The organism is bacterium (genome assembly GCA_023228325.1).
In the GTDB taxonomy this organism is placed as follows: domain Bacteria; phylum Auribacterota; class UBA6266; order UBA6266; family UBA6266; genus UBA6266.
Map to the genome: position 1 here is coordinate 1,190,000 of JALOBK010000001.1, position 14,070 is coordinate 1,204,069.

16 protein-coding genes are annotated in these 14,070 nt (G+C 42.9%); 7 read left to right on the plus strand and 9 right to left on the minus strand.

Annotated elements, in window-relative coordinates:
- Position 1: 1 nt before the first annotated feature.
- From M0R36_05695 to M0R36_05705, 3 genes are all read right to left on the minus strand, one after another.
- Entirely contained in the window at positions 2-946 is a 945-nt protein-coding gene (locus M0R36_05695; GenBank protein ID MCK9555289.1) for an NDP-sugar synthase, read from the minus strand.
- 114 nt (positions 947-1,060) lie between these two features.
- Positions 1,061-2,050 (minus strand): phosphotransferase, encoded by a 990-nt coding sequence (locus M0R36_05700; protein MCK9555290.1) that lies wholly within the window; start codon positions 2,048-2,050, stop codon positions 1,061-1,063.
- Positions 2,037-3,431: an MBL fold metallo-hydrolase gene (locus tag M0R36_05705; GenBank protein MCK9555291.1), complete on the minus strand. Its 1,395-nt coding sequence runs from the start codon at positions 3,429-3,431 to the stop codon at positions 2,037-2,039. The genes M0R36_05700 and M0R36_05705 overlap by 14 nt, the downstream gene beginning before the upstream one ends.
- A 380-nt stretch (positions 3,432-3,811) precedes the next feature.
- On the opposite strand from M0R36_05705, the gene M0R36_05710 reads away from it, so the two are divergent.
- Together M0R36_05710 and M0R36_05715 are read left to right on the plus strand one after the other, a co-directional pair.
- A complete protein-coding gene (locus M0R36_05710; GenBank protein ID MCK9555292.1) occupies positions 3,812-4,207 on the plus strand; it encodes a secondary thiamine-phosphate synthase enzyme YjbQ in 396 nt (131 codons plus the stop codon).
- A gap of 23 nt (positions 4,208-4,230) precedes the next feature.
- Positions 4,231-4,941 carry a radical SAM protein gene (locus tag M0R36_05715; GenBank protein MCK9555293.1) on the plus strand — a complete coding sequence of 237 codons (711 nt, stop codon included), beginning with the start codon at positions 4,231-4,233 and terminating at the stop codon, positions 4,939-4,941.
- A gap of 3 nt (positions 4,942-4,944) precedes the next feature.
- Here the strand turns inward: M0R36_05715 and M0R36_05720 are convergent, their stop codons facing one another.
- On the minus strand, positions 4,945-5,286 hold the full coding sequence (locus M0R36_05720; GenBank protein ID MCK9555294.1) for a YkgJ family cysteine cluster protein: 342 nt from the start codon (positions 5,284-5,286) through the stop codon (positions 4,945-4,947).
- Positions 5,287-5,474: 188 nt separating this feature from the next.
- Here M0R36_05720 and M0R36_05725 point away from each other — a divergent pair, with 188 nt between their 5' ends.
- From M0R36_05725 to guaB, 4 genes are all read left to right on the plus strand, one after another.
- The gene (locus M0R36_05725) at positions 5,475-6,089 is read left to right on the plus strand and encodes a hypothetical protein (GenBank protein MCK9555295.1); all 615 of its coding nucleotides are present in this window, start codon (positions 5,475-5,477) and stop codon (positions 6,087-6,089) included.
- Positions 6,090-6,198: 109 nt separating this feature from the next.
- Positions 6,199-6,588 (plus strand): tetratricopeptide repeat protein, encoded by a 390-nt coding sequence (locus M0R36_05730; protein ID MCK9555296.1) that lies wholly within the window; start codon positions 6,199-6,201, stop codon positions 6,586-6,588.
- Complete coding sequence (locus tag M0R36_05735; GenBank protein ID MCK9555297.1) at positions 6,585-7,808, plus strand: tetratricopeptide repeat protein; 1,224 nt, start codon at positions 6,585-6,587, stop codon at positions 7,806-7,808. Before M0R36_05730 ends, M0R36_05735 begins: the two co-directional genes overlap by 4 nt.
- Positions 7,809-7,859: 51 nt before the next feature.
- A complete protein-coding gene (gene guaB, locus M0R36_05740; protein ID MCK9555298.1) occupies positions 7,860-9,323 on the plus strand; it encodes an IMP dehydrogenase in 1,464 nt (487 codons plus the stop codon).
- On the opposite strand, the gene M0R36_05745 is transcribed toward guaB, so the two are convergent.
- On the minus strand, positions 9,320-9,742 hold the full coding sequence (locus M0R36_05745; protein MCK9555299.1) for a PilZ domain-containing protein: 423 nt from the start codon (positions 9,740-9,742) through the stop codon (positions 9,320-9,322). The genes guaB and M0R36_05745 overlap by 4 nt on opposite strands.
- 65 nt (positions 9,743-9,807) lie before the next feature.
- On the opposite strand from M0R36_05745, the gene M0R36_05750 reads away from it, so the two are divergent.
- Positions 9,808-10,509 carry a YIP1 family protein gene (locus tag M0R36_05750; GenBank protein MCK9555300.1) on the plus strand — a complete coding sequence of 234 codons (702 nt, stop codon included), beginning with the start codon at positions 9,808-9,810 and terminating at the stop codon, positions 10,507-10,509.
- On the opposite strand, the gene M0R36_05755 is transcribed toward M0R36_05750, so the two are convergent.
- From M0R36_05755 to galE, 4 genes are all read right to left on the minus strand, one after another.
- Positions 10,474-11,145 carry a pyrimidine 5'-nucleotidase gene (locus tag M0R36_05755; GenBank protein MCK9555301.1) on the minus strand — a complete coding sequence of 224 codons (672 nt, stop codon included), beginning with the start codon at positions 11,143-11,145 and terminating at the stop codon, positions 10,474-10,476. The two genes, M0R36_05750 and M0R36_05755, sit on opposite strands and share 36 nt — an antisense overlap.
- Entirely contained in the window at positions 11,135-11,815 is a 681-nt protein-coding gene (nfi, locus tag M0R36_05760) for a deoxyribonuclease V (GenBank protein ID MCK9555302.1), read from the minus strand. Before nfi ends, M0R36_05755 begins: the two co-directional genes overlap by 11 nt.
- Entirely contained in the window at positions 11,812-12,705 is an 894-nt protein-coding gene (locus M0R36_05765) for a homocysteine S-methyltransferase family protein (GenBank protein MCK9555303.1), read from the minus strand. Before M0R36_05765 ends, nfi begins: the two co-directional genes overlap by 4 nt.
- A gap of 328 nt (positions 12,706-13,033) precedes the next feature.
- Positions 13,034-14,026: a UDP-glucose 4-epimerase GalE gene (gene galE / locus M0R36_05770; GenBank protein ID MCK9555304.1), complete on the minus strand. Its 993-nt coding sequence runs from the start codon at positions 14,024-14,026 to the stop codon at positions 13,034-13,036.
- Positions 14,027-14,070: the final 44 nt, after the last annotated feature.

Genomic DNA, 14,070 nt, shown 5'->3' on the forward strand with positions numbered 1-14,070 from the left:
CTTATATCCGCACCGAGAAATCATTCCCTTTTATGCGATTTGTGACAATGGATCCCGGAGGTATTTTCGTACCCGGAAAAATCAGGCAGTCCCGAAACAGGCAATTGTCTCCGATGACACAATCATTTGATATGATGGTGTTTTCCCTTATTTCCGTGTTTGCCGGAACAACGGAGTTTTTGCCTATATAATAGCCGCCCGGTGTTATAGGCGGCAGAAAGTCGTTAATCCATTCAGGATTTTTGGAATAGAGCATATCCCTGTTTACGCGGAAAAGATTTGCCGGGGTGCCTATATCTGTCCAGTATCCGTCAAACTCATAGCCCATCATTAAAGTTTCGGTTTCCATTAATTTGGGGTATATATCCCGGCAGATATTGGAAAATTCTATATTCAGGACATTGAATATTTCGGGGCTTAGAACATGAATTCCCGAGAACATATATTCCGAAGAGGAACGCTTTTCGGCGGGTTTCCCGAGGAATCTTACTATGCGCCCGCCGGCATCCGTTTCAATAATGCCGAATTTTTTCCGGTCCGCGTCTTTTCTCAGGACAAGAGTGCTTAATGCTTTTTTAGCGATATGAAAATTTTTCAGGCGCTTGAAATCGATATCGAACAGGATGTCGGAATTTATGACGAAAAAGATGTCGCTTTTGAGGAATTCTGCGGCATTGGCGATTCCTCCGGCGGAACCGAGAAGGGTTTTTTCCCTGATAATTATTATCTCCGCGCCCGCGATGCCAGTTTTTTTTATAACATTTTCTATGATATCCGCATGATGGTATGTATTTATCACGATTTTTGTAAAACCGGATGAGATCAGCCTCTTGATTGTCAGTATAATCAAAGGTATTTCCAGTATGGGCATTAACGGTTTAGGGATATAGTCGGTAATGGGTTTAAGGCGCGTTCCGTAACCCGCTGATAAAAGCATTGCCTGCATAATAAAATCCTTTGGATTTAGTTATTAGGTTATTGAGTTATTAGAATAACGGATAAATCAGGACTTAATAACTTATTAACTCAATAACTTTACCCGCCAACGTATTGTGAGGGGTTAGTAACTTATATACTTCCTCAGAATTTCCGCCGCTTCTTTAAGTTCATCATATTTTTTTGAATAACTCCATATATATTCAAATGTCCTGGGCAGAAACCGTTCGTACGATTTCTTGTTTTTTACAGTGCTGAGATATCCGAATGTCCCGGCGGCTTTCAAATTTCTCTGGAAAGACATTATGTAAAAGATCCGGGTAAAATGGCCGGTGTCCGGATTTTTCAGCCCGGACCTGTCCAGATAATACAGGATTAATTCATCAACGGTTTCCTCGGGAAGATTGAAGTATGAATCTTTAAGCAGGGAACAAAGATCGTATTGCCTCGGGCCCATCCTTGCGTCCTGAAAGTCCAGGATAAAGGCCCGTCCTTTTTTAAAAAAAATATTTCTGCTGTGGTAGTCGCGGTGAGTTACAACCCCGGGTTCATTTTCGAGTATCCTGCAGATGCGGGAAAACAGTGATTCCATGGAAAAAAGGTCTTTTTTGCCGATGGTGATTCCCAGGAGGTTTCTGACCGTGTGGGTGAGAAAGAAGTCAAGCTCCTGCATAAGTTTGTTGAAATCAAAAGAATTGGCGAATATAACGGGGCAGTCCGGAGATTCTCTGAGATTATGGATTTTTATCAATTCGTCTATGCATTTTTTATACGGTTCGCTGTATTCGCCGGGATGAAGACCGGACAGAAATTTTTCCATGCTGATATCTCCGCAGTCCGACAGGTATATTATGCCTGAATTATAATCTATATCGATGATTTCAGGGACCCGTATTGAATTTTCAAGGAAAAACCTGTTTATCGTAATAAACGGCAGGTTGTGGTCGAAAGGGGAGTTATTCACCATTGCTATTATGGTTTCAGGGCTGCCGTTGACCCATAATCTGAAGTAATTCCTGTCGGATGCGTCTCCTTTTAATCTGACGGACCTTGCCACAGGATGTTGAAGGGTTTTTTTGGCCGCGGAAATCAGCTCTTTTTCAGTTAAGCTCATAGCTTTCTCCCTCGTGCGGGACGATGGAGTTGCTGATTCCTCCGGCAGACAGGTGTTTTGCGAAAGCGAGAGATTGGTCTTCGTCGCCGTGCACAAGAAAAAATGATTTTGTGTTTGAATTCACCGCTTTTGCATATGACAGGAGTTCATTTTTATCCGCATGGGCGCTGAAGGCGTTTTCTACGATGATCTCGGCTTTTAATTCATATTCTTCGCCGAATATTTTTATTCTGGGAGATTTTTCGACTATTTTCCTTCCCAGTGTGTCGGGCGCGCAGAATCCAACCATCATTATTGTGTTTTTGGGGTCATTCACGTTGTTTTTCAGGTGATGCAGTATCCTGCCGCCTTCGCACATCCCCGAAGAGCTGATAATTACACAGGGTTTGTTGAAGTTATTCAGTTGTTTGGATTTTTCGGTTTCCCTTATATATTCACAGTTTGCGAAACCAAACGGATTTTCATTTGATAATATATAATCATACACGTCCTTATTGTAACATTCCGGGTGTATCCTGAATATTTCCGTTGCGTTGACAGACAGAGGGCTGTCGACAAAAATGGGAATCTCCGGAATTTTCTTTTTTGTCGTAAGTTCATGCAGGAAATAAACGACCTGTTGCGTCCTTCCCACCGAAAAGGAAGGTATGATAACCTTGCCGCCGCGTTTGTAAGTATTGTTTATCACTTCGGCAAGCCTGAGCGCGATGTTGTCTATGGAATGGTGTGTCCTGTCGCCGTAGGTTGTTTCCATAATTATGTAATCCGCCCCCGGCACAATCTCCCTGTCTTTTAATATAGGCATGTGTGTTCTGCCGAGATCGCCGGTGAATAGGATTTTGCAGTCTTTCCCGTTTTCTTTGATTGACAGTTCCGTAATAGCGGAGCCGAGAATATGACCGGCGTCATGAAATTTAAGTTTTATTCCGGTTGCTATGAGAAATTCCCTGTGATAGTTTATGGAGACGAACCTATGCATTGCTTTTTCGGCGTCTTCAAATGTGTAAAGGACCTTAAAGGCCTGTTCTCCTTTCGACGCCCTTTTCCTGTTTACATATTTGATGTCGTTTTCCTGCAGATGCGCGCTGTCCTGCAGGAGTATCCCGGCTAAATCGCGGGTCGCGTATGTGGAAAAGACCGAACCGTTGAAACCCTGCTTGCACAAGCCCGGGATATTTCCGCAGTGGTCTATGTGCGCGTGTGACAAAACAACGACATCTATTGAGGAAGGGTCAAATGGAAAATTCTTATTCTTATCATAAGTCGCTTCTCTTTTGCCCTGAAAAAGCCCGCAGTCGAGCAATACTTTTTTTCCGTTTGCCTCTATCAGGAATTTCGAACCCGTTACCGACCTCACGCCTCCGAAAAAAGTTAATTTCATCGACTCCTCCGATGTTGATGGGTAATCAAAGGTATAAAATATAAGATAATATCCGGTAATTATATCAGAATATCGAAATGATTATCATATAAAAATGTTTTATTTCCGGTCTAGTCCGGTTGTGTAGCCCTGATTTATTTTATAAATTTTGCATTTGTTGTCCATTATTTTTAATAAAAATACTTTTCAGTTAAATTTTTGATATTTATTGAGAGTGATAATATGTTATGCCGCAACAAGTAGCGCATATATGACACTGCGCGATTTAAAAAAATACCTTGAATTATTCGGCGTATTTGTTACAATACGGCGAGTATTATGTAAAATCATTTATTAAAAAAGAGATTCGGGAACAGTTATTTTATCGGAAGCCGTTATTTTTGAAAGAGTTACGTATAGCTACGGGTGAGCGCGCCGGATTTACTGATATTACCGCTGAGATTCGCTCTGTTGTGGGGAATTCGGGGGTTAAAGACGGGCTATGTGTTGTTTTTATACCTCACACGACGGCAGCGGTGACTATAAATGAAAACGCTGATCCCGATGTGCAGAAAGACATACTTGATTTTTTGAATGACAGGATCCCGGAACACGGTTCATACAGGCATGCTGAGGGAAATTCGGACGCGCACATAAAGTCTTCCCTTCTGGGAGCCAGCTTGAATGTCATTATAAAAGATGCGAAGCTTGTTTTAGGAACATGGCAGGGAATATATTTTTGCGAGTTTGACGGGCCGAGGGAACGAAAAGTCTGGGTTGATGTTATAGGTAAATAGCCAAAACAAAAAATGGAGATAGGATGAAAAGATATTCTGTATATGAAGGCAAGTATCCCCGGGAAGTATTATTGCTTAAGTCGTTTCCATGCGGTTTTAAAGGCTGTTCTTTCTGCGACTGCGCTTCAGAGCATTCAAAAAGCGAAAAAGAGATAATAGAAATAGCTTCGACTGAACTTGATAAGGTAACAGGCGTGTTCAGAAGGCTTGAAGTGCTGAATTCAGCCTCTTTTTTTGATTTTCCTGTCCAGGTCTGGCAGATGATAAAAGATACGGTCGAGCGCCGGGGGATAGAAGAGCTGATAGTAGAAGCAAATTGGAACTATAAAAAAAGATTTAAGGAAATAGTAGATTTCTTTAATTGTAAAATCAGGGTAAAAGTCGGAGTTGAGACATTTGACCATAAAATAAGAAAATCCGTAATGAAGAAAGAGATGGAATTTACCGGGCCCAAAGAAATAATCAAGTTTACCGATTCCATAAGGCTGCTGGTCGGCCTCAGGGGGCAGACTCAAAAAAGCATAAGAAACGATATATCAATAGCTCTGTCCTATTTTGATTATATAAGCGTGAACCTTCTTCATAAGAACAGGAAAACAAGCTCCAGGCACGATTCAAAGCTTATCGAATGGTTTAATGAGGAGTATAAAGACCTTCATGTCGTGCCGGGTGTCGAAGTGCTTACACAGAGAGTAGACCTTGGAGTCGGCAGGAAAATTCTCTTTCAGCAGTAAGAACTACTTCTTTTCATCAAGTTTTTTCCGGAACATTAATCCGCGGCATATATTTTCCGCGCCTTTTGCTGTCCATTTTCCGGGAAAATCCCTGCATTGTCCGGGCCTTGCGCCGTAAATACCGCAGAGAGACCCCTCCAGGAAGACGCATTCCCCGCATGCTTTTTCCTTAAGGCTTAAACCCTGGCGGTTTCCGGTTAATATTGTAAATGATTCGATGAATGTTTTTTCGCTGATCTTCAAAAAATCCGCCATCTTCTTTATATCATCGTCCGTCAAATGGACATAGCCGTGCCACCGGCAGCATTCTCCGCACTTTACACAGATAAAAGGGATCTCTGTCATATGCTTAGATTATAACCGGGAAAGCCGCTCTTCCGGAATATAAAAGTAAATAGTCCGGGAAATACATGGGATTGACAAAATACGAAGACTGTGGTATATAACCGGTATATATATCATATATTACCGCTAATTAAGCAGAGATAATATAATTGGTTTATAATTGGTATTATTATGGTACAGGGAGGGAAATGATGAAAAAAGTTGTTTTTTGTCTGGTTGCGGTTTTTTTGGCGGGAAGCGCCTGCGCCGTTGTGGTGGATGATTTTGAAGACGGGGATTATTCCAGTCCGGAATGGTGGGTGTTCGATAAAGTCAATCCACAGGTTGTAACGAATAGCGACGGGGAAAAAAGCAAAGGGAAATATTCTCTTGAAATTACGGGTGAAGTCCGGGAATGGTACAGCGGGGGCATAGGCATATATGTTGCCGATAAGGTTGATTGCGAAAAAACCGGCAGTATGATTTTGGATGTTTATGGTTACGGGAAGGATTCGGGGCAGATAAAGATTGAGATTACGGATGATGACAATTTGAACTGGGACTGCGAACAGGATGATGATTATAAATTAATTAAAGATGACCAGCTTGTATATCAGTTTCCGGTTAACTGGGAGGGGTGGAAGACCGTGAAGATCCCTTTGTCCAAATTCAAAGATTCCAACCCGGGTACAGGAGATGACGATTTTAATCCGGAAAAAGGGGATGGCAGTTCGGGGGGCCTTCTTCAGTTCAATATTATAGTCATAGGCACCAAATCTTCGGGCGGCGCGCATATGAAGATAGACAATATAGCCTTTGAGTGACAGTTACCCGTTTTTTTGCGCCGGAGGGTATATGTATATATGCCTTCCGGCATTTTTTTATTTGCATTTTTTTATATTATGGTAGAATTAGCGAAATTAAGGCTATGTTATGAAAAAAACAGTTATAGTTGTCATCTTGCTTTTGATTCTTTTTTATGTTTTTTATGATACCATAGTTTTGTCGATTGAAGAATTTATCATGCGGCATAAAAATGCCTTCTGGGCTCCCGCCGCGCTCTATAAACTTGCCGGTTTATCAATGTTTATATTAAAATACGATATTGCTTTGAGTTCTTACAGCAAAGCGGTGGATACATTCCCCTTATATTCATTAAGCGATGAGTCTCTTTATAAAATAGCCCTCATATACGAAAAACAGCAGAGATGGAAAGATGCCGTATCGTGTTACAAGCGGTTTATGGCAAAATATCCAAAACATAAATGGGCTCCCGAAGCTGATGAGAAAATCGAAAAAATAGAAGGGCTTTACCTGAAATGAAAAAAATAATTATTTTTATGGTGATAATTTTTCTCGCCGGTCCGGCTTTTGCCACCGAGTACACTCTTTACAAGAAGATGGGATTGACAAACCCCAAGTGGGATCTCGATGTCGAAAAAGGTTTCAACCGCTATGAGACTTTCCGCTATGACGAAGCTATGACATATCTCGAGAGGGCTGTGAACAGCGGATGTGATGACGGGCTTGTGTTATACAGGCTGGCGGCGTGCTATGCCAATGATGAGCAGTATAAAAAATCCATCGAATATTTTAAGAGGTCGGTAAAATCACTGCGTTCAAGGTATACAAAACACAGATATTATTCAGACGCGTATTATAATCTCGGCAGCGCCTATATGAGGCTGAACGATCTGGAGTCAGCCGCTTCCCAGTATGAAGAATCTATAAGGATAAACCCGAAAAATTTTAACGCGCTGAAAGGGCTTGGTTTTGTCTGTTATGAAAAAGATAACCTGAACAAGGCCGCTAAATATTTCAGGGATGCGCTTGATATCAATCCGAAAGATTTTTCCTCTCTGCTGAAACTGGCGACCATTCACAGAAGGCTGAAGGAAAATGACAAGGCGCTTTCATATCTTAATGAAGCCTTAAAATGCAATCCGAATTCAGATAAGGTATATACGAGCATGGGAGTTACGTATGATGCGTTGGGGGACATTGATAAGTCCATAGAATGTTTTAAAAAAGCCTCAAAACTGAAAGAAGACGCCTTGACATATTCATACCTGGGAATAGCTTATATGAAGAAAAATAATTTTCAGGAAGCTGAAAGTTATTTCCTGAAAGCGGAGAAGATAAATCCCATGCTGAAAGAAGCGCTTTTCAACCTGGGCCTCTTATATTTCAACAACTCGGAGTTTGATAAGGCGAGAGAGCAATATGAGCTGGCCCTGCAGGAATATCCCGATGACATAGCCGCCCTTTCGATGCTGGGTATAATAGAGGAAAAAACCGGAAATCTCGATAAGGCCGTGGAATGTTATCAAAAGGCCCTTTCTCTCGACAAAACGATTCCTGTGATACATCTTAGTCTTGCCAATATAAATTTTGAGTTGAAAAAATGGGATGCGGCCGTGAGCCATTATCGCGCTTTTATTAAATATTCGAAAGACACAACTATGAATAAAGAGGTTGAGCAGAAAATAGCGGAGTGCGAAAAAATGTTAAGCGGCGTCGGCCGGAAAAGCGATGATTTATAATTTTCCCTGTAAAAGGAGGAATATATGGTCGGTAAATTTATAACGGAATTTATGAATAAATATAAAGATACCGGGTTGACATTTGATGATGTTTCTTTGGTCCCGCAGTATGCCGATTTTCTCCCTTCCCAGGCTGACCTCAGGACGAAGGTGGCTAAGGATATCACTCTAAATATACCTTTTATAAGCGCGGCTATGGATACAGTGACGGAATACAGGATGGCCATAGAGATGGCGAAAATGGGCGGAATGGGCATCATCCATAAGAACTTGTCATCTGAAGAACAGGCGAAAAATGTCGGGAGAGTCAAGCATTACCTGAACGGACTGATAGCGGACCCGATAACATTCAGGGAGAACCAGAAAGTAAAGGATATTATAGAGGAAAAGAAGAAACACGGATACTCTTTCAACGGTTTCCCCATTATCGATGATGACGACAATCTTAAAGGTATAATCACGGCAAGGGATTTTAAATTTCTCAGGAACAAAAACTGCCGTGTTAAAGACGCTATGACAAAGAAAGTTATTTCGGCGCCCCACAGCATAACTATTAATAAGGCTTTTGAAATAATGCTTAAGAGCAGGATAGGGAAATTGCCCATAGTTAAAAATTCAAAGCTGGTCGGCTTATACAGTTTCAGCGATGTGAAGTCGATAATAGAGCATATGGAGCCTCTATACAACAGGGACAAGAAGCACAGACTCAGGGTCGGAGCGGCCATAGGCCCGAGAGATTATCAGAGGCTTGAATTACTTTATGAAAACGATGTGGATATCGTGGTCATTGATACGGCGCACGGGCATTCCAAAGGTGTTGTTGAAATGACGAAATATGTTAAGAAAAAACATCCGTCACTGAGTGTTATGGCCGGAAATATAGGTACGGAAGATGCGGCCAGGGACCTTATAAGGGCCGGCGCCGATTCAGTTAAAGTCGGTATTGGCCCGGGCTCTATATGTACAACAAGGGTGATAACCGGCATCGGTGTTCCTCAAATAACGGCTGTCTATAACTGCGCCAGGGCTGCTAAAGGTTTTGTTCCTGTTGTTTCGGACGGGGGTATAAGGAACTCCGGAGATGTTCCCAAGGCGCTTGCCGCCGGAGCTTCCTGTGTAATGATGGGCTCCACATTGGCCGGTACGGGCGAAAGCCCGGGGGAAAAGATTATACATGAGGGAAGGCAGTATGTTGTATATAGAGGTATGGGCAGTATAGAAGCCATGAAAACTGCCGCCGGGAGCAGAGAAAGGTATGCCCAGTACGATGTTTTAAATTCCGATAAACTTGTTCCGGAAGGAGTTGAAGGATTAGTGCCTTTTGCGGGTTCCGTTGAACAGGTTATCAGCCAGTTTACGGGTGGATTGAGGTCATCTCTCGGTTATAACGGCTGTAAAACGATCAAGGAGCTTCAGAAAAAATCGCGGATGATAAAAGTAACGCAGGCGGGTGTCAGGGAAGCTCATCCTCATGATGTGAAAATAATAAAAGAGGCGCCTAATTACAGGACTTAAAATTCAGCGTAATCCAGGCCTATATCCTTATTTTCCTGCAGCCTTTTTTTCATCTCTTCAAATTTCTTTTCGCAGAAGTGTATTACTGAAAGCTGGTCATCGGTCGCAATCCTGATATATTGTACGCCTACCTGGTAAAAATCCTGTTTTGTCGTATCTTTGTCGCATCTTGTCACTTTTACCTGGCAGTTGATAGGTTTGTAACCTCCCGGGAGCCTGATTTCAGAATCAAATACGGTATTTAATACTATATATTCTGGACTGAGGAACATTAAACCTGTTCCGCTGATATTTTTTGTAAGAACACAGCGGGATCGGTTTAAAAACCCTTTTTTCCTGCCCGGGTTCCAGTATTCGAAATAACACTTTTCCTTTATCGACAGGTTGATTCTCGCATACCTGCGGCGCTCGAATATCACTTGTTGTTACTCCTTGATTTTTATACAATTATTATATCATTTGGGATTTATAAAACAAAATAAATATGATTTCTTGTCCTGTTTGCGGCAAAAATTTTAATATTTCGGGTGAAGGCATTTTTGAATGTCCCGCCTGCCTTTCCGGGTTTTCCGTTCGGCCCCTTTCGGGGTTCAATGTCTGGGATCGCCGGCGTGAAACGGGCTTTTTAAGGGCTTTTACAATCTCTGTATGCAGGATTACGGCGGAACCGTTTATCTTCTTCAATGCCGTAAAGGCTGAATCATCCGTATGGCCGGCCTTTCTATTCTGTTTTATGGTGTTTTTCTCGGCCGCGCTGATAAAATTTGCCGCCTATGAAGCGCCGGTTTTTATCGGTTTATCCTTCTTTTCCGGTCCGGCTGAACATCTTCCGGAGTTTTTATTCAGAATATCCTCGGCTCTTATGCAGCCGCTGAAAATGCTCTTGATAACCGTATTCAAAGCGTCGGCGCTCCATCTTTGTGTTATTCTTTTCGGCGGAAAAGGTTCTGTGGGGTCGACTTTCAGGATAGTTTTATATTCATCTGTCGCATATTTTGCGCTGTTGATTCCGGTTGCGGGTGTATTGCTAAGCCTGTGTTGGGAGATATGGCTTTATATGGAAGGTTTTCATGTAGCGCATGATATACCGCGATCCCGTTCCGCGTGGGCGGTTATGTTTCCGATACTGATGTTTATGTTATTTGTGATTTTAGGGCTGATGGTGTTTTTTTCGCTGACCATCTAATCTTTCAAGCGCTCCGGAGATTTCTGTTATGTCCTTTATGATTTCATCTATATGCGGGTCTTTCTGTTTTTTGCCGACCAGAATGGTCTTCATGTTGAGTTTTTTTGCCGTCAGCAGGTTTTGGGTCAGGTCATCTATCATAATAAAATCACCGGTTGCCCGTCCTATATCTTCCGCGACTTTCAGGAACGCTTCAACGGCGGGCTTGCAGTTGAAATTCATAAATTCTATCCCGTATATTTTCCTGAAGCATTCGGAAATATCAAGGGCTTTGAGGATTCTGGAAGCGTAGCTTTCAAGGCCGTTTGTAAATATATATTTAAAGTTCGGGATTTTAAGCAGGATACGCCTGAGTTTTTTCGCGGGCTTCAGCATTTTTTCTATGTCGAAATCATAAACATATTTTAAATAACCATTAACATCAAACCCGGGGTATTCTTTTATCAGTCCTGTCAGAGAGAGCCCGTATTGCCTGTAAAAACCATGTCTTAACTTTTCCGCCTCTTCTACGCTGATCTTAAAATATCCGGCCAGAAAATCCGAAATATTCCGGTCAATATTTTTTAACACGCCCGCCTCTCTGGGATACAGTGTGTGGTCAAGGTCGAATAGCAAGACGGCATTTTTATTTTTCATAATTTCTCCTGAAGTCGTTTACAAGCATATGCGCCTGCCTGGTCGGTTCGGGTATCCTGTAACGTTTTGCGCTTATAAGGGCTGTCTTAACCGCGTCCTTTAATGAAATCAGGTTTCCCGCTGATATGAAAACAGGTTTTACATTGTCTTTTGTGCGCAGGGCGCAGCCGACTTGTTCCCCTTTATAGAAGAGCGGCGATTTACTCCCTTTTTTTATGCCCGGTTCATTGAATTCGCCTATAAGCAGGGATTTTGCGCAGCCTATTGACGGAATGTTGTATATAACTCCGATGTGGGCGGCCAGACCGAATTTTCTCGGATGAGCGATCCCCTGCCCGTCAACGATGATGACATCCGGCTTCCGTTCAAGCTTGAGCAGGCATTTCCGGAGGACGGGTATTTCCCTGAAGGAGAGAAAACCGGGGACATATGGAAAAGATACAGTTCCTTTTGCCGTAACGGAAGATAAGATTTCCATACCGGGAAAAGAGAGGATAACGGCGCCGGCGAAAAAGAGGTTTGTTTTCAGAGAATAAGAAACATCGACTCCGCAGACCGTCCTGATGGTTTTTGTTTTTCGCGGTATTGATATTTTTGCGGAAAGCTTTTTCTGGAGTTCGGCGGCTTCTCTGAAAGACAGATTGAAAGAATGGCGGATTTCCGGTTTCACTTGTTTAATAAGACAGATAATTTTCTGATATGTTCGGGTGTGGTGCCGCAGCACCCGCCGACTATAAGCGCGCCTGCTTTAAATATAAGAACTGCTTTCGATGCGAATTCTTCGGGCGACTGCTTATAAAACGTCTGACCGTTTTCATATCGGGGAAGCCCCGCGTTGGGTTCAGCCATAACCGGCAGGGAAGTTAATGCCGCGATTCTTTCGACCACCTTGAGTATATCGTGCGGCCCGGTTCCGCAGTTAACGCAGATGACGCTTGCCCCGCATTCTTCGGCCCGGCTTACAAATGTCTTGATGTCAACCCCCATAACAGTATGGTAATCATCCCTGTTAACATCTTTTGCGAATGACATGGAAGCGATTACCGGAAGTTTTACGGAAGCCGCGGCTTCTACGGCCACGGCGAGTTCATTAACGTCTGTCATTGTTTCAATGATTATGGCATCTGAGCCGGCATCCGCGAGAGATTTCGATTGCCGGTGGAATATTTCACGGAATTCCTCCTTTGAACAGGTTCCCAGAGGTTCGAGGAATTGTCCGGTCGGACCTATGCCGCCTAAAACCGCTGCCCTGCCGGAACCTGCCTCAATAGCGATTCTTACAGCTTCTTTGTTGATAATATCGGCTTTATCCTGCAGATTATAATTCCTGAGTTTTGGCAAATTACCGCCGAATGTATTGGTTATTATCATTTGAGCTCCCGCATCAATATATGAGGAATGTATATCTTTGATAACGGGAGATTTTTCAATATTCCAGAGTTCGGGGCATTCCCCGGCCTTAAGGCCGCGCTCTATTAACTGGGTACCCATAGCCCCGTCGCAGATGAGTTTTTTTCCTGTTTTTAATAATTTATCGAATTCCACTGAAACAAACCTCATTATTTTTCGGCTGAAATTTAACCAACCACAAGCTTTAAAATCATACGTTGTTTAGGAAGCAAAGTTTTCAGGGGCGTTTATAAATCCCGCCGAGGTTTACTGCGCTCCACTTTTTTACTCGCTCGCCCTTCGGGCACCATGCCTGCCGGCAGGCAAGGCGTGGCCGCTCGCAAAAAAGAGGCCCTTCAAAACTTACTTCCTAACCAACTTCTTAACCTTAACCTTAACCTTAACCTTTTCTACTTAACTATTCTATATCTGTATATCTATGTAAATCTGTTAAATCTGTGGTTAAAATTCTTTTTATTTTTCTGTTTTTATTTTGGATTTAGAGTTTAGTATTTTGAATTTTTGATTTATATCCTTCAGGATTCTTCTTGTGCCAGTTCCACGCCGATGAGATTATTTTTTCAATAGAAGCGTATTCAGGCTTCCATCCGAGTTTTTCCGATATTTTCTTCGAACTGCCTACCAGCGCGGGAGGGTCGCCTTCTCTCCGCCCGGTTTCAACGGTTTTTATCTTTTTTCCGGTGATTTTTTCGGCGGCTTTTATTACTTCCATAACCGAGTAACCGCTGCCGTTGCCGAGGTTGTAACAATCTGAAAAGCCGCTTTCCATTGCGAGTATATGGGCCCGGGCGATGTCGGATACATGGATGTAATCCCTTATGCACGTACCGTCGGGAGTGTCATAATCCGTGCCGAATATCTCCAGTGTTTCCCTTTTGCCGGCGGCGCACTCCATGATCAGGGGGATGAGATGTGTTTCAGGCCTGTGGTCTTCCCCGAGCTTTTCGGTGGCTCCCGCCGCATTGAAATACCTCAGGATAGAATATCTGATTCCGTAAGCACTGGAATACCATACCAGGGCTTTTTCAAAGGCAAGTTTTGTTTCGCCGTACGGGTTTACGGGCAGCTGTTTCTCATCTTCGGTGATGGGAATTTTCCCCGGCACGCCGTAGGTGGCGCAGGAAGATGAAAAGATAAATTTTTTCACTTTATGCCGGACGCATTTATTCAACAGTATCAGGCTGCATAATACATTATTACTATAATATTTTACGGGGTCTTTTACGGATTCCCCCACATAGCAGTTTGCCGCAAAATGCATTACGGCGCCGATTTTGTTTGCCGTGAAAAGGGCGTCGAGTTTTTGTTCGTCCGCAATATCGGCGATTATTAAGCCGCATTCTTCGGGAACGGCGGCTTTATGCCCCTCAGAAAGATTGTCGAGCACGATCACATCGTGATTTGATTTTACAAGCAGTTCCGCTGTCACACTGCCTATATAGCCGGCGCCGCCGGTGATTAACACTTTCATAATTCTCTCCGTATTTGCGTTGCTGTGCGGCAAAATGAGATTTT